We start from the raw sequence: 21,212 nt of genomic DNA, 5'->3' as shown, positions 1-21,212 counted from the left end.
AGTTCGAACCCCTATCCCGCCCATTACAGGCGGGCCTTCGCTTTCTCCACGATCCTCTACCCCCTTCGCCAACAGATTGCCTTGCGGCTTTCCTGCCTTCGTCGCCTGAGCGATTGGGGCGGCGAGTGGGGTTTACCACGTTCCCTCGATTACCGGCGCAACCCAATACCAGCGTTGCGCCTGCCCGTTTAGGACCCATCTCTCCCCCGGTAGCTTTGGATGACGACGTGACCGCACGTAAGACGCGGCCAACCAGCTACGATGCCTTTTGGCTACGGCCCAAAAGCAGCTTTGGCCGTTCAATAATCACGGGGGTTCAGACGATGGTTCACATTACGTTGCCCATGCGGGACTAGCCTAGCCTCTCATCCGCCCTGGCTGCTGGCAGAATCCATCCCAAGCCTCACGGCAGTGGATACTGTTGGAATACACAGGAGTACATTGTCAAGTGGGCTTCGGACAGGGTCGTTACCGATCCTGCCCGCCACTGTAGGCTACCGTCAGTCGTATGACGGGTCACAGCAACACCACGTGAGTGTGTGTGACAAGGCAATCGAGAGCATTTCGCTCGTTATGAAGAGAAAACTCCATAGTGAAAAAGCATGGGAAACCGAGGTTTCCGTGTGCCTTTCACCCAAGGCCGATACTGCTTTGGAGCCGAGCCCTGTTTCTTTACTACTCAGCAGCTTGCGCTGCGTCTCTCTAGGGCAGCCACAAGGGCTGCAAAAGGCGCCGATTTGTTTAAAGAGGCCCGACGACCTCCATGGGCGATGCTGATTTACCAGGGCATCAACCTGGGACACGAGCGATTCGTGTCGCACCTTACGCGGTATTGTACATGGTTTGAGGGTTTGTGCAGGCGCCTGATGGCAGCCTGCGCGTTTCCCTTTTGGCCTGTTACGGTTACCGCGTGTTTTCGGAAAAGCAGCCGGGTCAGTTGGCCGGTGCGGCCTGGCCCGTGGAGCTCTTCATGAACTGGAAGTATTCCGAACTGGGATCCACCACCAGCACGTCGCTCGATTTCGAGAACGACTGACGATAGGCTTCCAGGCTCTTGTAGAAAGTATAGAAGTCGGGGTCTTTGCCAAAAGCGGCAGCGTACAGGCCGCTGGCCTCGGCATCGCCCTCACCCATGACCGTCTGGGATTTGGCATAGGCCTCAGCCAGGATGACTTCGCGCTGACGATCGGCTTCGGCGCGGATTTTTTCGCTCTCGGCAGCACCGATGGAACGCAACTCGTTGGCGACGCGGGTCCGTTCCGCCTCCATCCGGCGATAGACGGACTCGGAGATTTCCGGCGCGAACTCGATACGGCGCAGCCGCACATCGACGACTTGCACACCCAGTGGCTCGGCGCGCTTAGCCACCGTCGTGAGGATCTCGCTCATGATTTTGTCACGCTCGGCCGACACGACTTCTTTGACGGTACGGACGTTGACCGAGGCGTTCAGTGCATCGCGAATCTGAGCCTGCAGGCGTTCCTGCGCGGCACGCTCGTTGCCGCCGAACGTCACGTAGTAAAGACGCGGATCGGCGATGCGCCATTTCACGTACGAGTCGATGAGCAGGTTTTTCTTTTCAGAGGTCTGGATACGCTCGGCATCGTCGGACTCGATCGTCAAGATACGCTTGTCCAGCGTCACGACGTTCTGGAATGGCGGAGGCGCCTTGAAATAAAGGCCCGGCTCGCTGATGACGGTACGTACTTCACCGAGCGAGAACACCAAAGCGTAATCGCGCTCGCGCACGACAAACACGCAAGAGGACAAGGCGGCCAGCACCAGCACGAGGCCGACCAGGATAGGCATTAAACGTTGCATGATCTTGGGCTCCTCCGGATTAACGCGTCAGACGATCGCGAGACAGCGTGTTGTTACCGCTGCCAGTGTTGCTACCCGGATTGCCGGACGAACTTGCCGAGCCGGTACTGCGCGTCGGCGGCTGAGGAACGCTGGGCTGGCTGGCGCCAGGCAACGCGGTCGGCTGCTGTTGGCCGGACGCATCGCGAGCTGTTTGCTGGATGATCTTGTCGATGGGCAAGTACAGCATGTTGTTGCCGTTCTTGGTGTCGACCATGACCTTGCTGGCGCGCGAGAAGATCTGCTGCATGGTTTCCAGATACATGCGTTCACGCATGATCTTGGGCGCCTTTTGGTACTCGGTCAAAATGCTGGTAAAGCGCGCGGCATCACCTCGCGCATCGCCGATGACCTTGGCACGATAACCTTCGGCCTGCTCGAGCATACGCGAAGCCTGACCACCCGCCAGCGGGATCACCTGGTTGGCATAGGCCTGACCTTCGTTGATTTGGCGCTCGCGGTCCTGACCGGCCTTGACGGCATCGTCAAATGCCGCCTGAACCTGCTCGGGCGGCTGTACGTTCTGGATGGCCACGGTACTGATCTGGATACCGGACTGGTAACGATCGAGAATCTGCTGCATCAGATTCTGGACCTCGACAGCCACTTCGGTACGGCCCTCGTACAGGACGAAATCCATGGGCTTCTTGCCCACGATCTCGCGCATCGCGGTCTCGGAGGCCTGACGCACCGACTCGTCCGGGTCACGCATTTTGAACAGATAGTCGGGTGCGCCATCGGCCCGCAGGCGATACTGCACCACGAATTGCATGTCGACGATGTTTTCGTCGGTGGTCAACATCAGGGCCTCGGGCAACACTTTGTTGCGCGAACCGCCGCGGAATCCCACCTCAAACGTACGGAGCTGGGAAATATTGACCGTCTCGGCGCTCTGGATGGGATACGGCAAGCGCCACTGGAACCCCGCCGGGGCCGTGCTCTTGTACTTGCCAAACTGGGTTACAACGGCGACCTGGCCTTCTTGGACAATATAGAAGCCGCTGGCCAACCATAGCAGCACCGCGACCCCCGCGACGATGCCCAAACCGACTTTGGCTCCACGTGGAGAAGGCGGCGTGATGCCGCCACGGCCGCCGCCGGGGCGATTGCCACCGCCGCCCTTGCGGCCGAACAAGGACCCGACCCGGTTGTTGAAGTCGCGCCAGACCTCGTCGAGGTCTGGCGGACTGTCTCCGTTGCCCTTTGGCTTTTTGGGCGGCTCGGAGCCATTGTTGTTGCCACGACCCCAGCCTGGGTCATTCAGATTGAATAGTTTGGTAATTCGAGGCATTGTTTCCCACGATCTGACCGATCTCCGCAATTGCCCCGCGCAACGCTTCCAGACCGGCGCGCTCGGTAGCGCTTACGAACACTCGCGCAATCGTACCACGGGCGTCGCGCTCAATCCGCGGCTCAAGACCGGCCCGGTCAATCTTGTTGTGCACCATGATGGTCGGAATGGATCCCGCGCCGATTTCGGTCAGGACTTTATTGACCTCGGCTATCTGCTCATCACGCTGCGGACTGGCCGCATCGACGACGTGCAGCAATACGTCGGCGTGGATGGTTTCCTCCAGCGTTGCCCGGAAGGCGGCAATCAAATTCGGCGGCAAATCGCGAATGAACCCGACGGTATCGGACAACACTACCGATCCGGTACCCTCGATCCAGATGCGGCGGGTGGTGGTGTCAAGCGTAGCGAACAACTGGTCAGCGGCGTAGGCCCCTGCCCGCGTCAGGGCATTGAAGAGCGTGGACTTGCCGGCGTTGGTATAGCCCACCAACGAGACGGAAAGCGCTCCGCCTCGCGCCCGGGCGCGGCGCTGCGTCACACGCTGACGCTCGACACGATCGAGCCGCTCTCGCAGCATTTTGACTTTGGCGCCGATCATGCGACGGTCCATTTCGAGTTGTGATTCGCCCGGCCCGCGCATACCGATACCGCCGCGCTGACGTTCCAAGTGAGTCCACATTCGCGTCAAGCGCGTGACCAGATGCTGTAACTGCGCCAACTCGACCTGCAGCTTGCCTTCGTGGCTTTTGGCGCGCAGCGCAAAAATATCCAGAATAAGCGCGACTCGGTCGACGACTCGCAAATTGAATTCACGCTCGAGGTTACGTTGTTGTGCCGGCGATAACGGCTGATCGAACAGCACAATGTCCGCCAACAAGGCGCCCGCGGTGGCAACGGCCTCTTGGACCTTGCCTGATCCGATAAAAAATTTGGCGTCGGGCCGATCGCGCCGCGATGTGACCGTGCCGACGATCTCGGCGCCCGCACCACGCGCGAGCATGGCGAACTCTTCGGCATGCGCGACGAAATCGGGATTGCCCAAGTCAACGCTGATGATTAGCGCACGCATACATTACCCCCTACGCTGCGCTTGCAGTTCGATGCACCAAATAGGCGCATTTTTAATGATAGTACCGAGTGACACACTGGCGTGCACGCTGCGCCTGCGGCTGGAATACCCCGAGGACGCATGCCGGGCGATAAGAAAACGTTCCCCACCACAGCGAAAATGCCCGCCGACACGATCCGTGCGGCGGGCAAAAAAAGGTACAGCTGGAGCTTGACGATTATTCAGCGGGAACATCCACCTGAAAGTTGACAGCGCGAGCGGGAACGACGGTGGAAATGGCGTGCTTGTACACCATTTGCGTCACGGTATTGCGCAGCAAGACGACATATTGGTCGAACGACTCGATTTGCCCTTGAAGTTTGATACCGTTTACGAGATAGATCGACACAGGTACGTGTTCTTTACGCAGCGTGTTTAAAAACGGATCTTGCAGAGTTTGCCCTTTATTGCTCATTGGCCAGGCTCCATTTGTTTGTTTTGAGTGGTGGCAGACGCCGAAATGTGTACTCTACAAGGTTTTCCGAGGCCGTGCCACTTGCCTTGCGGAGCAAATTCTTTCATAAGGTGTCTGATTTATTAACAATGGGGCAAGTCGCCTCGCCCCGCCCTCATACCAAAATAGTCTTGAGGGTTTCTATCAGACGCGCGCATTGCGACTCAGTTCCAACGGTAATACGTAAAAACTGATCGATGCGGGCCTGTTTGAAGTGACGCACAATAATACTGCGCTCGCGCAATGCGGCCGCCAAGGCGCCGCCATCATGCCCGGGATGCCGGGCAAACACGAAATTGGCCGCCGACGGCAGGACCTCGAACCCGAGGGCCTGTAACTGACTGACCAGGGCCGTGCGCGTGGCAATCACGAATTGGCACGCCTGTTCGAAATAGTCCGTGTCTTCGATAGAGGCCACGGCGCCCGCCTCGGCGACACGATCGATCGGATAGGAATTGAAGCTGTTTTTGACGCGCTCGAGCGCGTCAATCAATACCCGGCTACCGACTGCGTACCCGACCCGCAACCCCGCCAACGAACGGGATTTGGACAAGGTCTGGATAACCAGCAGGTTCTCATAACGGGAAATAAGGCTTGCAGCAGATTCCGCCCCAAAATCGACATAAGCCTCGTCGATGACGACGACGATATCGGGGTTGGCCGCAACGATACGCTCGATATCCGACAGCGGCAGCGCCCGGCCCGTCGGGGCATTCGGATTCGGGAAAATGATCCCGCCCGCCTGCCGCCCTGCCGATGGCAAGTAGTCCTGCACATCGATGCTGAAATCTTCTTTTAACGGTACGGCCTGATAGGCGATCTGGTACAACCCGCAATACACGGGATAAAAACTGTACGTGATATCTGGAAACAGCAGCGGGCCGTCATGCTTGAGCAGGGCCTGAAAGGTATGCGCCAGAATTTCATCTGACCCGTTGCCTACGAAGACCTGATCGGGCTGCACCTGATGATGGGCCGCAACGGCGCGGCGCAGCCGTTCCGAACCTGGGTCTGGGTAGAGTTTCAGGCTGTCGTTGCAGGCGGCCTGCATGGCCTGCAGCGCCTTGGGCGAAGGCCCTAGCGGATGTTCATTCGTATTGAGCTTGACCAGATCCTGTAACTTGGGCTGCTCGCCCGGCACGTACGGGCTGAGTTCGCCGACGACGGAACTCCAAAAGCGACTCATGCTCAATTTTCCTGCGTGTAAGGATTATGCGAGGATTTGAATTCGATGCGCAGCGGCGTGCCTGCGAGCTTGAACGCCTCGCGAAAGCGGGTTTCCAGATAGCGGCGATAGGAATCCGGAATGGCATCGAGCGCGTTGCCGTGGATCACCACCAGCGGGGGATTTTGTCCGCCCTGGTGGGCGTAGCGCATCTTGGGCCGGAAAATCCCTTTGCGTGGAGGCTGCTGCTGCTCCACAGCGGCCTGCAACTCACGCGTGAGCTTGGGCGTCGATAATTTTGCAAACGCTGCGGCGTGCGCGCCCACCACGGATTTGAGCAAGGGCTTGATGCCCTGGCCTTTCAGGGCGGAAATGGTGTGTGTCGGCGCAAAGGACAAGAATCGCAGCTTGCGGTTGTATTCACGCTCAATACGCTCGCGCTGATCGATATCCAGGCCATCCCACTTGTTGATCGCCACAACGACCGCACGGCCCGTTTCCAGCACAAACCCGGCAATGTGCGCGTCTTGCTCCGAAACCTCTGTTTGAGCGTCCAACACCAAGAGCACCACATTGCTGGCCTCGATGGCCTGCAGCGTCTTGATGACTGAAAATTTTTCTACGGCTTCGAAGACCTTGCCACGGCGGCGCAGACCAGCGGTATCGATCAAGGTGTATTTACGACCGTCACGCTCGAAGTCGATTTCGATCGCATCGCGTGTCGTACCCGGCATGTCGAACGCGATGACGCGGTCTTCGCCCATCAAAGTATTGATCAAGGTGGACTTGCCCACGTTGGGCCGGCCGACAATGGCGAGCTTGATGCGATGATCGGGGGGCAATTCCCCATCGGCCGGGTCGGCTTCGGGCTCAGGCTCGACCAGATCCTGCAATGCCAATTCGATCAGATCAACGATCCCGTCACCATGAGCCGCCGAGATGGGATGTGGTGTGCCCAGCCCCAGCTCGTGAAACTCGCTGGTGGCGTTGCCAACGCCCATGCCTTCGGCCTTGTTGACCGCGAGCACCACGCGTTGTTGCCCGGATTTACGCAACAGTTGGGCAATCTCGTGATCGTGCGCGTTGACGCCAGCGCGAGCATCGACGAGGAACACCACTACATCGGCTTCGGCAATGGCCTGGCTCGTCTGACGCGCCATTTCACGCAGAATGCCGGTTTTCGCGACCGGCTCGAAACCACCGGTGTCAATGACGATGAAGGGGATGTCCCCGACCCTGCCCTCACCGTAATGGCGATCGCGCGTCAAGCCGGAATAATCGGCAACCAGCGCCGCGCGAGAACGCGTCAGGCGGTTAAAGAGGGTCGACTTGCCCACATTGGGGCGACCGACCAGAGCGACGACGGGCTTGAAGGACACGATTGAGCCAAAAGATGAAAATTAGTTGGTGCCAAGCAGCACAAGATTGCCATTGCCGGTTTGAACCAGCACGCCAGCAGACGTGGACTGCACAGGCGAGAGGATGGCGCCGCCCCCGACCGATAGCCGCGCCAGCAAGCTGCCATCACTGCTGGACAGGAAATGCACGTAACCGTCCAGATCGCCCACCGCAACCGCCCCGCCCAACGCGGCAGGCGCGGTCAGCTTACGGTTTTTCAGCGCAGCCTGTTTCCAGACATTGTTGCCGTTCTCGAGCGCAAAGGCGTTCATGACACTGTTTTGGTCCGGCGCATAAGCAAACTGGCTATCCAAGGTCATGCCACTGGCGCTGGAGAAGTCTTTAGCCCACATGGGGCGGCCGCCCTGGCTGACGTTAAAGCACACGATACGGCCTTGGTATGCGACTGCGCAGAGCAAAGGACCGGCCAAACGCGGCGCCCCGACGACGTCGGTCAAACGTTCGAGATCGCTCGATCCGCGCGGCGTAGCTACAGTGCCTTCCCATTGAACGTTGCCGCTACCCACGTTGATGGCCAGCAACTTGCCGCCAGGCAAGCCAGTAATGACCAGGCCTTCGGCCATGACCATCTGCGCAGTGCTGCGCAGCGCCAAGGCGGGACCAGGACGTTGCAGGCTCCAGAGGCGCTCGCCAGTCTCGATGTTGTAGGCTTGAATCCGGTAGTCGCCGCTGCGAACCACCACAGCGCCATATCCCACCACCGGCGCGATATCGACGTCACTGCTGGCCTGTGCCTTCCATTTGACCTTGCCCGTATCGTCAAACGCAATGATCTGGCCCAGCGGCGACGCCACGACCGTGGTCGATCCATCACTGCCCGGACCTGCAGAGAGCTTGGTGTCGGCGTCGGCTTTCCAGAGGATTTTTCCGCTCGACAGCTCTACCTTGGCAACGGAACCGTCGGGCGTTGCGGCATAGACCGAATTACCCACTACGGCGGGCACGAAACCCAGCCCCGAACCGCTACCGATAGACGTCGACCACACCGAGCGAACGGACATCCCCGCTGAATACTCAGTCAATGGCGCGGGCTCGTAACGAGCGTCATCACTGGCGCAACCGGCCAGAACCAACAAGCCCGCGGCAAGCGCGGCGCTACGCACAGCTCGGTGAAAACGGAAAATAGTCATACGTTCATGCTCCGCTGAGAGCGTCCAGTTTCAGTTGCACGGCCTGACGCAGAGGGTCGGCAGCACTCAGTCCATCCAGAGCGGTTTGCCAGGCCTTGCGAGCCTCCTCGGGCTTGCCTTGAGCGGCCAGGATATCGCCGCGGCGGTCCGCATAAAGCGTCGCAAATGCCGCCGGCGGATTGTCCAATTGAGCCAAGGCGGCATCGTACTGTTTCTGATCCAGCAGCAGTCCTGCCAGACGCTCACGCGCCACAGGCTGCAGAGCCGGATGCTTGGACTGCGAGGCCAGCCATTCGAGTTGCTGGCGCGCGCCATCCAGGTCCTTTTGTTGGGCGAGCGCCTGAGCAGCAACCAGCGCGCCGCGTGCGGCATACCCCGTGGCCGCGTAATCGTCGCGCAAGGTCGAGATAGCGGCCTTGATGCGCACCGCGGAATCGGTACTGCCCAGACGGGCGGCGTCTTCGAGGGCTTCGAAGTAGCCCATCGCCTGATTTGCGCGATGGCTTTGATAGGCCTTCCAGCCCCACCAGCCGCCCCATGCGAGCACGGCGATGGTCACCAATGCCATGATCAACGTGCCATAGCGCGCCCACCACGCCTTGAGCGCGTCGAGTTGTTCCTGTTCTTCGAGATCGTATGCCATGCTTACCCTAGGATTTCAAAACATCCGCCAAGCGGTCCAGCTGGACCTGCTGCTGAGCTGCCTCGTTGGCGGCATCGGCACGCAGGAACTTGACGCTGGCCGTCTGCGAGGCGACTTCGTCGGTGCCAAGAATAACCGCAACTCGGGCACCACTGGCATCGGCCCGTTTGAATTGCGACTTGAAACTGGCCGATCCGGCATGCACGATGACGGAAAAGCCGGCATCGCGCAATTGCTCGCCCACGCGCGCCGCCAGGCGTTGGGCCTGCTCGCCCTGGTGAACGACATAAACGTCACATTCTGTTGTGGCAGCCGCGGGCGCGGTTTGTTCCCAGAGGTCCAGCAGACGCTCCATGCCAATCGCAAAGCCGACGGCCGGTGCGGGCTTGCCGCCCAGCAGCTCGATCAGACCGTCATAGCGGCCACCGCCGCAAACCGTTCCCTGCGAGCCCAGGCGGTCGGTAACCCATTCGAAAACGGTCGAGTTGTAGTAGTCGAGGCCGCGCACCAAGCGAGGATTGAGACGGTACTCAATGCCGGCATCCGCCAATAATTGGCACAAGCCATCAAAATGGGCGCGCGACTCGTCGCCCAGAAAATCAAACAATCGCGGCGCGCTGTCAGCCATCGCCTGCATGGCCGGATTTTTCGTGTCCAGGACGCGCAGCGGATTGCTATACATGCGGCGCTGGCCATCCTCGTCAAGCACGTCGCGATGTTGTTCCAAGTGCGCGATCAATGCGGCACGATGGGCGGCACGCTCGGCGGGCTGTCCCAGAGAATTGAGCTCCAGGCGCACATCTGTCAGCCCCAGCTGTTTCCATAGACGCGCCAACATGATGATGAGTTCGGCATCGACATCCGGGCCGGCAAAACCTAGTGCTTCAACGTCGATTTGATGAAACTGGCGATAACGGCCGCGTTGCGGACGCTCATGCCGAAACACCGGGCCGATGCTGTACACCCGCTGCGGCCGGTCATAGAGCAGGTTGTGCTCGATCGTGGCGCGCACTACGCCCGCGGTCATCTCGGGACGCATGGTGAGCGACTCGCCGTTCAGCGCATCGGTAAAGGTGTACATCTCTTTTTCGACGATGTCAGTGACCTCGCCGATGCCGCGCGTAAACAGGCGCGTATGCTCGAGCACAGGCGTGCGCACATTGCGATAGCCGTAGCTGCGCAACCAGCCACGCACGATGTCTTCGAATTGCTCCCACCGGGCGCCATCGGCCGGCAGGACGTCATTCATGCCGCGGATAGCGGCGACTTTCTGAAACGCTTGCGTCATCTTCATCATGCCGCAGCGAATCGCACTATGCGATCCGCCTGACGGCTCAGCCCTTTCTTTTAATGAGTGGCCTGCGCGCCATAACGGCGCGCGACGTAGTCTTCGACAATGGTCTGGAATTCTTCGGCGATGCGATCACCCTTGAGGGTGACGGTCCGTTCGCCGTCGATGAACACCGGGGCGGCAGGCACCTCGCCCGTACCCGGCAGACTGATCCCGATATCCGCATGGCGGCTTTCACCAGGGCCATTGACCACACAGCCCATCACCGCGACGTTCATACTTTCGACACCGGGATAACGGGCGCGCCACACCGGCATTTGGCGACGCAAATAAGACTGAATGCTGTCGGCCAGTTCTTGGAAAAACGTGCTGCTGGTGCGGCCGCACCCAGGGCACGCCACCACCATCGGCGTGAATGCACGCAGATTCATGGTTTGCAGAATTTCCTGCGCGACCACGACCTCGCGCGTACGATCGCCGCCGGGCTCGGGGGTGAGCGAAATACGGATGGTGTCGCCGATGCCTTGTTGCAGCAAGACACCTAACGCAGCCGTCGAAGCCACAATGCCCTTGCTGCCCATGCCGGCTTCGGTCAGGCCCAAGTGCAACGGGTAGTCGCACCGCGCCGACAAATCGCGATAAACGGCGATCAAATCCTGTACGTGGCTGACTTTGCACGACAGGATGATGGCATCGCCACGCAGGCCGAGTTCCTCAGCGCGCTGGGCATTGCTGATTGCGGACACGACGAGCGCATCGCGCATCACGGCCTGGGCCTCCCAGGGCTGCGCGCGGCGGCTGTTTTCGTCCATTTTGCGCGCCATCAGCTCGTGATCCAGGCTGCCCCAATTGACCCCGATGCGCACGGGCTTGTCGTAGCGGCAGGCGACTTCGATCATTTGCGCAAAGTTGTCGTCGCGACGCTTGCCGCCGCCCATGTTGCCGGGGTTGATCCGGTACTTTGACAGGGCTTGCGCGCAATCAGGAAACTGGGTCAACAGCTTGTGGCCGTTGTAGTGGAAGTCTCCCACCAGCGGCACCGATACGCCCATGCGATCCAGTTGCTCGCGGATAGCGATGACCTCGCGGGCCGCCTCGGGCGTGTTGACCGTAATACGCACCATTTCGGACCCGGCGAGCGCCAGTTCTTTTACCTGAATGGCCGTTGCAATGGGATCCGCGGTATCCGTATTGGTCATGGACTGGACCACGACCGGGGCCTGGCCCCCGATATGGACAACGCGCTCGCCCCATTTCACGGCAACCGAGCGAGTCGGACGGCGTGAGGCTGCGCCGACTTCGGGAGGCGGGGCATCTTGGCAGGGCAAAGACAACTCTTGCATGCGTATCTTGAGTTACGGTTTTGAGCCGGACAGCCAGGATGGCAGCCAATCGGCAGGGAGCCAGTCTTGCCAGAAAGCATAACCGCCCAACACTGCCAACAGTACGACAATCACCAGCATCCATCCCCACGGCACGGAACTGCGGCTATCACTGTGTCCGCTGACGGCCACAGGAATCGTGCGCGATACCCGGTGAACGGAACCCGGCGAGCTCAGCACACCGACTTGGCTTTCCACTGACGACACAATCGCCGCCGGGTCGGTATCGAGCAGGCGCGCATAGCTGCGGACCAGCCCGCGCAGCGAAACGCCCTTGGGCAACTTGTCCCATTGCTCGCCTTCCAGAGCCTGGATCTGGCGCGGGGCGAACTTGATGCGGCTCGACACGTCCTCTAGAGACCAGCCCTTTGCGACGCGCAAGTCCTTCAGAGCCTGGCCAACGGTAGCCGTCGCGCCTGCGTTCGCTGGCTGGGCCGGAGTTGCCGATTCCTTGGGAAGCGCCGCCGCGTTGAGCTCCTGCGTCATGCCTGCACCTGTGCAATGGGTATGGTCCGCCCAGCATTACGCTGGGCGACACGTGTACGATCGCGAACCTCTCCAGCCAATTGTCCGCAGGCCGCATCGATATCATCGCCACGCGTCTTGCGTACCGTCGTCACAATACCAGCATCCATCAGACGCTGGGCAAAGACCTTGACCCGCGCCGAGGGCGAACGCTTGAGACCAGAGGCCGGAAACGGATTAAAAGGAATCAGGTTGAGTTTGCAGCGGACCTGCCGCGCCACCTGAATGAGCGCCTTGGCATGTTGGTCGGTGTCATTCACACCATCCAGCATGCAGTATTCGAACGTAATGAAATCACGCGGCGCACTGGCGAGATAGCGTTCGCACGCAGCCAGCAATTCGGCCAACGGATATTTTTTATTCAGCGGCACCAGTTCATCGCGCAAGGCATCCGTAGGGGCATGCAACGATACGGCCAAAGCCACCGGACAATCTTTTGCCAACCGGTCCATCATGGGAACGACGCCCGACGTGGACACGGTCACGCGACGACGCGACAGGCCGTACGCATTGTCATCCAGCATCAAGCGCAGCGCAGGCAACAGCTGATCGTAGTTGAGCAGGGGCTCGCCCATGCCCATCATGACGACGTTGCTGATCACACGCGTGTCATCACCACGCGCCCCGCCCAGGCGCGCCGTACCGGCATCGGCCTCGAGGATGCGCTTGGCCCACCACAACTGGCCGATGATTTCGCTGGCCTGCAAGTTGCGGTTGAACCCCTGGTGACCGGTAGAACAGAAACGGCAATTGACCGCACAGCCTGCCTGGCTGGACACGCATAGCGTGCCGCGGTCGTCTTCGGGGATGAAGACGGTCTCAATGGCGTTGCCCTGCCCCACGTCGAACAGCCACTTGCGTGTGCCATCCGAGGAGCGCTGCTCGGTATTGACCGGCGGCGCCTGGATCAGGCAGTGCTCTGCCAACTGCCCGCGAAATTCGCGAGCCAGATCGGTCATGGCGTCGAACGAGTCAGCCCCACGCTGATGCACCCAACGCTGCAATTGGCGGGCGCGAAAGGGCTTGCCCCCCCACTGCCCGACCAGATCGGACAGTTTGGCGGCATCGAGGCCCAGGAGATTGACGCGTTCGGCGGTTTCCATGACGTACTCAGGTAATGCTAACCCAGATCAACGGCTGTGGATGTTGATTTCGGGGAAGAAGAAAGCGACTTCGACGGCGGCGGTTTCGGGAGCGTCGGAACCGTGCACGGCGTTGGCATCGATGCTGTCAGCGAAATCGGCGCGGATGGTGCCGGCCTCGGCTTTCTTGGGGTCGGTCGCGCCCATCAGGTCGCGGTTTTTCTGGATGGCGTCTTCGCCTTCCAGGACCTGCACAAACACGGGGCCCGAGACCATGAAGTCAACCAGGTCCTTGAAGAAGGGGCGTTCTTTGTGCACGGCGTAGAAGCGCTCGGCGTCGGCACGCGACAGTTGTTGCAGGCGTGCGGCGATGACTTTCAGGCCAGCGCTTTCGAAGCGGGCGACGATCTGACCGATGACATTCTTGGCCACGGCGTCGGGCTTGATGATCGAGAGAGTACGTTGGACGGACATGGAGACTCCAAATTCCTAATAAAAACAGGGACTTCTGTAGGGTTTACAGTAACCCGGCATTCTAACACGCCGTCATGACCGCAATACATCTTAAAATGAACGGTTTGCTTGGCCAACAATCGGCCAGGCCCTCGCCTTTTGCCGGAACCCAGTAATGACCGAAGCCGCTGCCCCGATCCCGTCTGACACCGATACCGCCGACCTGCCCAAGAGCTTTGAGCCCGCAGCGCTCGAGGCCCAGTGGTACACCGAATGGGAGCGCCGCGGCTATTTCGCGGCAGGCCAACACGTTAAAACGGGGACAGACGCCCAGCCCTACGTCATCCAGTTTCCTCCACCCAATGTAACAGGCACGCTGCACATGGGGCACGCGTTCAACCAGACCATCATGGACGGGCTGGTGCGCTATCACCGCATGCGCGGCGACGACACCGTGTTTATCCCCGGTACCGACCACGCCGGTATTGCCACCCAGATCGTGGTCGAACGCCGCCTGGACGCCGAAAAAGTCTCGCGCCACGACCTGGGCCGCGAAAAATTCGTCGAAAAAGTCTGGGAATGGAAAGAGCAGTCCGGCAACACCATCACCGGCCAGGTCCGCCGCCTGGGCGCCTCCGCTGACTGGCCCCGTGAATACTTCACCATGGACGACCGGATGTCGCGCGGCGTGGTGGAGACTTTTGTCCGCCTGTACCAACAGGGCCTGATCTATCGCGGCAAACGCCTGGTCAACTGGGATCCGAAACTGCTGACCGCAGTGTCCGACCTCGAGGTCCAGTCCGAGGAAGTCGACGGCCACATGTGGCACATTCTGTACCCGTTCGTCGACGGGCCGCAAACCATTGTGGACAAGGACGGCCAGACGGTCACGCTGCGCGGCATGACGATTGCCACCACGCGTCCGGAGACCATGCTGGCCGACGGCGCCTTGTGCGTACACCCGGACGATCCCCGCTACCAGCACCTGGTGGGCAAGATGGTCGAACTGCCACTGTGCGACCGCAACATCCCGATCATCGCCGACGATTTCGTCGATCCGGCATTCGGCACCGGTTGCGTCAAGATCACCGGCGCACACGATTTCAACGACTACGCCTGCGCGCAACGTCACAATCTGCCGTTGATTGTGATTTTCACGCTGGACGCGCATATCAACGAAAACGGCCCGGCACAGTTCCAGGGCATGGAACGCTACGAGGCCCGCAAGGCGGTCGTGGCCCAACTGGAAGCCGAGCAATACCTGGTCAAGGTCGAACCGCACAAAATGATGCAGCCCAAGGGCGACCGTACCGGTGTCGTGCTCGAGCCCATGCTGACCGACCAGTGGTTCGTGGCAATGAGCAAGCCCGCACCCGAAGGCACGCTGAACCCCGGCAAGAGCATCACCGAAGTCGCCCTGGATGTCGTGGCCAATGGGCAGATCAAGTTCTATCCGGAGAACTGGACCACCATCTACAACCAGTGGCTGAACAACATCCAGGACTGGTGTATTTCGCGCCAGCTCTGGTGGGGCCACCAGATCCCGGCCTGGTATGCCGAGGATGGCCAGGTCTTCGTCGCGCATTCGGAAGCTGATGCACAGGAACAAGCTCGCGCCGCTGGCGTGACGGGTCCGTTGACCCGCGACCCAGACGTACTGGATACGTGGTTCTCGTCGGGCCTGGTGCCCTTCACCACCCTGGGCTGGCCCGAAAACACCCCCGACCTGCAACGCTATCTGCCCTCCAGTGTGCTGGTCACGGGCTTTGACATTATTTTCTTCTGGGTCGCGCGCATGGTCATGTTGACCACGCACATGACGGGTCAGATCCCGTTCAAGCACGTCTACGTGCACGGCCTGATCCGTGATGCCGACGGCCAGAAGATGAGCAAGTCCAAGGGCAACACGCTCGATCCGGTGGACCTGATCGACGGCATCGACCTGGATGGCCTGGTGGCCAAGCGCACCTATGGATTGATGAATCCAAAGCAAGCCAGCTCGATCGAAAAGGCCACGCGCCGTCAGTATCCCGATGGCATTCCGTCGTTCGGCACCGATGCCCTGCGATTCACCATGGCAGCGTACGCCACGCTCGGCCGCAACATCAATTTCGACCTCAAGCGCTGCGAAGGCTATCGCAATTTCTGCAACAAGCTGTGGAATGCGACCCGCTATGTGTTGATGAACACCGAGGGCCACGACCTGACCGGCGATCAACCTGCCGAGCTGTCGTTTGCCGATCGCTGGATTGTCAGCCAGTTGCAGGCTCTCGAAGCAGAAGTCGAACGCGGTTTTGCCGACTACCGTTTCGACAACGTCGCCAACGCGCTCTATCGCTATGTCTGGGATGAATACTGCGATTGGTACGTGGAACTGGCCAAGGTGCAGATCCAGAACGGCACGCCCGCGCAACAACTGGGGACGCGCCGTACGCTGATCCGAGTGCTCGAGGCAGTGCTGCGTCTGGCCCACCCGATCATTCCGTTCATTACCGAAGCGCTGTGGCAAAAGGTCTCGGTGGTGGCAGGCAAGCGCGCAGAAGGCACCGACGACAGCGTCAGTGTTCAGCCCTACCCGCGCAGCAATGCAGAGGCCATCGATGCGGCAGCCGAGGCCGATGTGGCCGAGTTGAAGGCTCAGGTCGAAGCGGTGCGCGCACTGCGTGGCGAAATGAATCTATCACCCGCGCAGCGCGTTCCGCTGGTGGCTCAGGGCGACGCCGCTACACTCAAGCGCAACGGCCCCTACCTGGCCGCGCTGGCCAAGCTGAGCCAGGTCGATGTGGTCGATACGCTGCCTGATGCCGGCGCCCCGGTGCAGGTGGTGGGCACGGCCCGCCTGATGCTGCACGTTGAAATCGACGTGGTGGCGGAACGTGCGCGCCTGGATAAGGAAGTCGCCCGTCTTGAAGGCGAAGTCGCCAAAGCCAATGGCAAGCTGGGCAATGCCAGCTTTGTCGAACGCGCACCGGCGGCAGTCGTTGAACAGGAAAAGGCGCGCTTGGCGCAGTTCAACGAAACGTTGAATAAAGTCCGCGAGCAGCGGGCAAAGCTGAACTAAGGCGTCAACCCTGCAGTTCTGCCGGGCTTGCCGGGTCGTGTCCACTATCTGGCGCGCCCGGCGGGCTCGAATTCGAACCGGCCACGCCGATAATCCAGAGCCTTAAGGCAACATGGATTTCCAGCGCGCGGCTGGCGTCACCCAAAAAGCCAATAAGATCTTCGGCGCTGGCCAGCCGTTGCCGCATGGTGTTGACGTGAATGCCAAGGCGCGCGGCGGTCACGGTAGCATTCTGATTGTTGTCGAAGTAACTCAACAGCGTGGCGGCGAGTTCCGAGCCGCGTTTGCGATCATGGGCAATGACTGGGCCTATCACCGAATCGAGAAACCTGTTCAAACTGGCGCTGTCCTGCGTCTCGAACAGGACGGAATACAACGCGATTTCGTTTTGACCGACGATGCGTCCACCCATACCCAGCCGGCCCACGACAGACAGGGCGCGCCGCAACGCGGCATACAAGGCTGGCATTTCCGCCGCACTGTGTGCCGGACGCGACAGGACTCCCCGGTAAGCGCCACCGAGTTCGCGGCGGGCGAAATCGCTAAAAGCGTCCAGCAATTGTTGAGCTCGCGTCGTGCCACACACGAAGGCCAGTACGCCATCGATGTCGTCCAACACCAGTTCCGGCCAAGCGTAATGGGCACGCAGGCGCCGCGCCAACAGCCCTGACACGGGCTTGTCCAACTCGACCAGCATCAAGGACATAGGCTGCGAGATATTCAAGCCGAAACGCTCGGCACGGGCGCGCGCCAACACGGGCTCACCCTGCCTGGGCGAAATCAAAGACTGCATGAACTCGGAAATATCGCGGCTCTGATTGGCCTCCATGCGCTCTTGCGAGAGCAGCACGATACCGATCACACTCGAACTGCGCTCAAAGGTCCGGATGGAAATATCGCGCATGTCTTCGCGCCGGAACAACAACACTGAACCGAGCGTGCCTCCACCACCGATCACCGCCGTCACCCGGCACAACTCGCCGCCGCTTTCGTAAGCGATTGTTGAACGGCCCGCCCGCCGGCTGTCTCGCAATGCCTGCGCCAGCGCAGCGCTGTGCGGCCCGTGCGGCTCGTAGGCGTCAGCCGCAGCGCTGACATCGCCCGATGCTGTCGCTCGCCCGACGACGTGGTGCATCTCGTCCAACACCAGGATGCTGCCCTGGAGCAACTGTGCGATGGCTTGGCACAGCTCGCCCATTGACGCACCTCGCGCCAGCAACAAGGTCAGGCGCTCATGCGCTTCAACGGCGCTTTGGACATCGCTCGCATGCCGCTCTAATTCAGCGCGGGCCATGTCGGCCTTTTCCAGCGCCGACTGGGCATCTGCAAAAGCCTGAGCGTTGTTGATGGCCACGGCTGCATGCGTGGCCAGCGTGCACAAGACGGAAATATTCAACGCCGTGTGTGTGCGATGGTAGCGATCGGCCACGAACAACAAACCGATCACACTGTCGTCCCAGATCAGAGGGACGCCCACCAACGCCGCCACACCCTCGTCGCGAAAAATATCGTCCAGTTCAGGATCATGAGCGAATCGATTGTCGTGCAGATAGTCCGGCGTAGAAAACGGCAGCCGCGTGGACATCACCACCCCGGCGACGCCGAGCTTGCGTTGCACGGTCATCTTTGCCGTACGCCCAATGATGGCGCCTTCGGAAACCACGACCCGGAATTCACCGCTCGGCGCGTCGTAGATCGTCAGCCAGCAGACATGCGCGCGCAGCAGGTCGCGCGCACGGGTGACGATGGCTTTGAGCAGCTCGGACAAATCGAGCCGGGCGGCCATGTCTTGCGCGGACTCGATCACGGCGAGCATGCCGCGCTCGCGCTGTTCATGCTGCTCCAGCCGGCTGCGCAGACCCATGGCCATGCGAGCCAGCTCGATCAATCTGTTCTTTTGCACCAGCCCATCGGGCAACGCCTCCAGCGAGGCGAGATGCGAGGCGAAGTCTTCGATCGGAGCGTTGCCATGCAACAGGCCGACCAGATCGGCGGCCACGGTCTCTGTGCCCGGGACTTGCGCTGCGTTCGCGCCCGCGTCATCGCGTTTCCTGCGTGAAACCGGGGACTGGGGCATAGCGTTCAGACCTATTCAAGACAATAATGCTCGCGGCTCCAGCCGAGCACAGTGTGAATATCACATCAACAACCCTGATTCTATATTGGTATCACACATATCCATAATGGCCTGACTCCGTGACACTGTCGATATGCCAATCACAGGATGCCAAGCGGTGCATACAAGCCTAATCGACACTTTACGACCGACGCCCGGCCTGCGCGTGCTGGTCACAGCCGGGGCGTCCGGCATCGGCGCCGCAGTGGCCCACGCATTCCGTGAAATAGGAAGTCATGTGCACGTCTGCGATATCGACCGTGCGGCGCTGGACAGGCTGACCGCGGAAACACCAAAAATCACGACAAGCGTGGCAGACGCTTCGGTCGCCAAGGACGTGGAAACCGTGTTTGCCGACGTCCGAAATACGCTGGGCGGCTTAGACGTACTGGTGAATAACGTCGGCATAGCCGGACCCACCGGCCCCGTAGAAGAACTGCAACGCGGTGACTGGGAACGCACGGTGGATGTGAATCTGAACAGTCATTTCTACTTCGCCAGCCAGGCGGTGCCGCTACTGAAGGAATCGACGCGCAATCCCTGCCTGATTGCCATGAGTTCTGTGGCAGGTCGATTGGGATACGCCCTGCGCACGCCCTACGCGTCGACCAAGTGGGCCATCGTGGGGCTGACAAAATCGCTGGCGATCGAACTGGGCCCCCATGGCGTGCGCGTCAATGCCATTTTGCCCGGCACCGTCGAGGGCGAGCGTATGGACGGTGTGATCGGCGCGCGCGCTGCAGCCGCCGGTGTGTCGGTCGACGCCATGCGTGCCGAGTACTTGAACAAGATCTCGTTGCGCCGCATGGTCACTGCGGACGACATTGCGGCCACGGCATTATTCCTGTGCTCGCCTGCGGCGCGCAATATCACTGGCCAAGCAATCAGCGTGGATGGAAACGTGGAATACCTATAAGCACACCAGGCCGACACAGTCGGCTCGTCCTGAAGCATTAAAAAAAGGAGACAGACAAATGAACAAATTCAGCCTTCCCGGCATCGCCATGACCTGCGCACTCGCGGCCGGCGGCGCGACCGCATCAGCGGCTCCGGTCAAAATAGGCTTGGTGGAAACGCTGTCCGGCCCGCAGGCGTCATCGGGACAGTCGTATCGAGCGGCCGTACGATACGTGATAGACGAGATCAACGCCGCAGGAGGCTGGAACGGCGAGCCCGTCCAGTTGCTGGAGTATGACAATCAAGGAGGCCCTTCTGGCGCGGCGGACAAGCTAAAAGCGGCCGCTGCAGACGGTGTGCAGATCGTGGTGCAGGGTGCCTCATCGGCAATCGGCGGCCAGATCACCGAAGACATACGCAAGCACAACTTGCGCAATCCCGGCAAAGAGATGGTCTACATCAACATGGGCGCCGAAGCACTGGAACTGACCGGCGAGAAATGCAATTTCTACCATTTCCGTTTTGCCGGCAATGCACAGGTGCGCACCAAATCGCTGGTCGAGGGGATGAAGAAGGCGAATGCGTTAGGGACCAAGGTCTATGCTATCAACCAGAACTACTCCTGGGGCCAGGATATGCAGCAAGCGATCCTGGACAACCAGAAGCTCGGCGGATACACGGTGGTGGACAAGACGTTGCATGACGTGAACAAGATCCAGGACTTTTCGCCCTACGTTGCAAAAATCGCCGCATCCGGCGCCGACACGGTCATGACCGGCAATTGGTCCAATGATCTGCTGCTGCTCATGAAGGCATCGAAATCCGGTGGACTGAAGGCGCGTTACGGTACCGTGTATCTCGATCAGCCGGGCAATCTCGCCAATGCCGGCGAGTTGGCCGAAGGCAGCTTTGTCGCGCACACCTTCAACGCCGAGGCGGGCAACGAGGACGCAGAGAAATTTCTGCAAGACTATCGCGCCAAGACCGGTCATATACCGGTGTTTGTCGAACCACAAACCGTCTTTGGCATGAAGATGGTCGCCGAGGCGCTCAAACACACGCAGCCGAAAGACGGCGCGCTGAATGTGAACGAATTGGCCAAGGTGATGGAAACGACCCGCATTTCGACACCCATGGGCGAGATGAGCATGAGGGCATCGGATCACCAGGCGCAATTGCCCATGGTTGTGTCCACCGTTTCTCGTGACGCCAGACACAAGGTCGACGGCACGGACATGGGTTTCAAACCCGTACTGCTGCTCGACGCCGAGCAAGCCTCTACTCCGGTGCAGCCCAGCTGCAAAATGAAGCGCCCCGGTTGAGCGCCAGACC

The 21,212-nt window shown here is 60.3% G+C and carries 17 protein-coding genes; 3 read left to right on the top strand and 14 right to left on the bottom strand.

Annotation, left to right across the window (positions count from 1 at the left end; genetic code table 11):
• Positions 1-933: 933 nt before the first annotated feature.
• The 13 genes from hflC to ndk form a co-directional block, all read right to left on the bottom strand.
• Positions 934-1,821, bottom strand: a complete 888-nt coding sequence (gene hflC, locus ACYVIT_RS07840; RefSeq protein ID WP_415806502.1) for a protease modulator HflC — start codon at positions 1,819-1,821, stop codon at positions 934-936.
• Between the two features lie 19 nt (positions 1,822-1,840).
• A complete protein-coding gene (hflK, locus tag ACYVIT_RS07835) occupies positions 1,841-3,151 on the bottom strand; it encodes a protease modulator HflK (RefSeq protein ID WP_460478175.1) in 1,311 nt (436 codons plus the stop codon).
• Positions 3,117-4,223, bottom strand: coding sequence for a GTPase HflX (hflX, locus tag ACYVIT_RS07830; RefSeq protein ID WP_415806501.1), 1,107 nt, complete (start codon positions 4,221-4,223; stop codon positions 3,117-3,119). The genes hflK and hflX overlap by 35 nt, the downstream gene beginning before the upstream one ends.
• Positions 4,224-4,440: 217 nt before the next feature.
• On the bottom strand, positions 4,441-4,677 hold the full coding sequence (gene hfq, locus ACYVIT_RS07825) for an RNA chaperone Hfq (protein WP_012248943.1): 237 nt from the start codon (positions 4,675-4,677) through the stop codon (positions 4,441-4,443).
• A gap of 154 nt (positions 4,678-4,831) precedes the next feature.
• On the bottom strand, positions 4,832-5,902 hold the full coding sequence (gene hisC, locus ACYVIT_RS07820; protein WP_415806499.1) for a histidinol-phosphate transaminase: 1,071 nt from the start codon (positions 5,900-5,902) through the stop codon (positions 4,832-4,834).
• 2 nt (positions 5,903-5,904) lie between these two features.
• On the bottom strand, positions 5,905-7,260 hold the full coding sequence (gene der, locus ACYVIT_RS07815) for a ribosome biogenesis GTPase Der (protein WP_415806498.1): 1,356 nt from the start codon (positions 7,258-7,260) through the stop codon (positions 5,905-5,907).
• 21 nt (positions 7,261-7,281) lie between these two features.
• A complete protein-coding gene (gene bamB, locus ACYVIT_RS07810; protein ID WP_415806497.1) occupies positions 7,282-8,430 on the bottom strand; it encodes an outer membrane protein assembly factor BamB in 1,149 nt (382 codons plus the stop codon).
• 4 nt (positions 8,431-8,434) lie between these two features.
• On the bottom strand, positions 8,435-9,073 hold the full coding sequence (locus tag ACYVIT_RS07805; RefSeq protein WP_415806496.1) for a YfgM family protein: 639 nt from the start codon (positions 9,071-9,073) through the stop codon (positions 8,435-8,437).
• A 7-nt stretch (positions 9,074-9,080) separates the two neighbouring features.
• Entirely contained in the window at positions 9,081-10,361 is a 1,281-nt protein-coding gene (gene hisS, locus ACYVIT_RS07800; protein WP_415806495.1) for a histidine--tRNA ligase, read from the bottom strand.
• Between the two features lie 59 nt (positions 10,362-10,420).
• Positions 10,421-11,707, bottom strand: coding sequence for a flavodoxin-dependent (E)-4-hydroxy-3-methylbut-2-enyl-diphosphate synthase (gene ispG, locus ACYVIT_RS07795; protein WP_415806494.1), 1,287 nt, complete (start codon positions 11,705-11,707; stop codon positions 10,421-10,423).
• A gap of 12 nt (positions 11,708-11,719) precedes the next feature.
• Entirely contained in the window at positions 11,720-12,232 is a 513-nt protein-coding gene (locus ACYVIT_RS07790) for a helix-turn-helix domain-containing protein (protein WP_415806493.1), read from the bottom strand.
• Positions 12,229-13,374: a dual-specificity RNA methyltransferase RlmN gene (gene rlmN, locus ACYVIT_RS07785; protein ID WP_415806492.1), complete on the bottom strand. Its 1,146-nt coding sequence runs from the start codon at positions 13,372-13,374 to the stop codon at positions 12,229-12,231. The genes ACYVIT_RS07790 and rlmN overlap by 4 nt, the downstream gene beginning before the upstream one ends.
• A gap of 27 nt (positions 13,375-13,401) precedes the next feature.
• The gene (gene ndk, locus ACYVIT_RS07780; RefSeq protein ID WP_415806491.1) at positions 13,402-13,827 is read right to left on the bottom strand and encodes a nucleoside-diphosphate kinase; all 426 of its coding nucleotides are present in this window, start codon (positions 13,825-13,827) and stop codon (positions 13,402-13,404) included.
• A 154-nt stretch (positions 13,828-13,981) separates the two neighbouring features.
• On the opposite strand from ndk, the gene ACYVIT_RS07775 reads away from it, so the two are divergent.
• Complete coding sequence (locus ACYVIT_RS07775) at positions 13,982-16,867, top strand: valine--tRNA ligase (RefSeq protein WP_415806490.1); 2,886 nt, start codon at positions 13,982-13,984, stop codon at positions 16,865-16,867.
• A 4-nt stretch (positions 16,868-16,871) separates the two neighbouring features.
• Here the strand turns inward: ACYVIT_RS07775 and ACYVIT_RS07770 are convergent, their stop codons facing one another.
• A complete protein-coding gene (locus ACYVIT_RS07770) occupies positions 16,872-18,944 on the bottom strand; it encodes a helix-turn-helix domain-containing protein (RefSeq protein ID WP_415806488.1) in 2,073 nt (690 codons plus the stop codon).
• 133 nt (positions 18,945-19,077) lie between these two features.
• On the opposite strand from ACYVIT_RS07770, the gene ACYVIT_RS07765 reads away from it, so the two are divergent.
• Positions 19,078-19,899 carry an SDR family oxidoreductase gene (locus ACYVIT_RS07765; protein WP_415806487.1) on the top strand — a complete coding sequence of 274 codons (822 nt, stop codon included), beginning with the start codon at positions 19,078-19,080 and terminating at the stop codon, positions 19,897-19,899.
• Positions 19,900-19,957: 58 nt separating this feature from the next.
• Positions 19,958-21,202, top strand: coding sequence for a branched-chain amino acid ABC transporter substrate-binding protein (locus ACYVIT_RS07760; protein ID WP_415806486.1), 1,245 nt, complete (start codon positions 19,958-19,960; stop codon positions 21,200-21,202).
• The last annotated feature ends 10 nt before the right edge of the window (positions 21,203-21,212 follow it).

The organism is Bordetella muralis (assembly GCF_054781015.1).
This window is presented reverse-complemented; position numbering and strand designations above follow the sequence as displayed.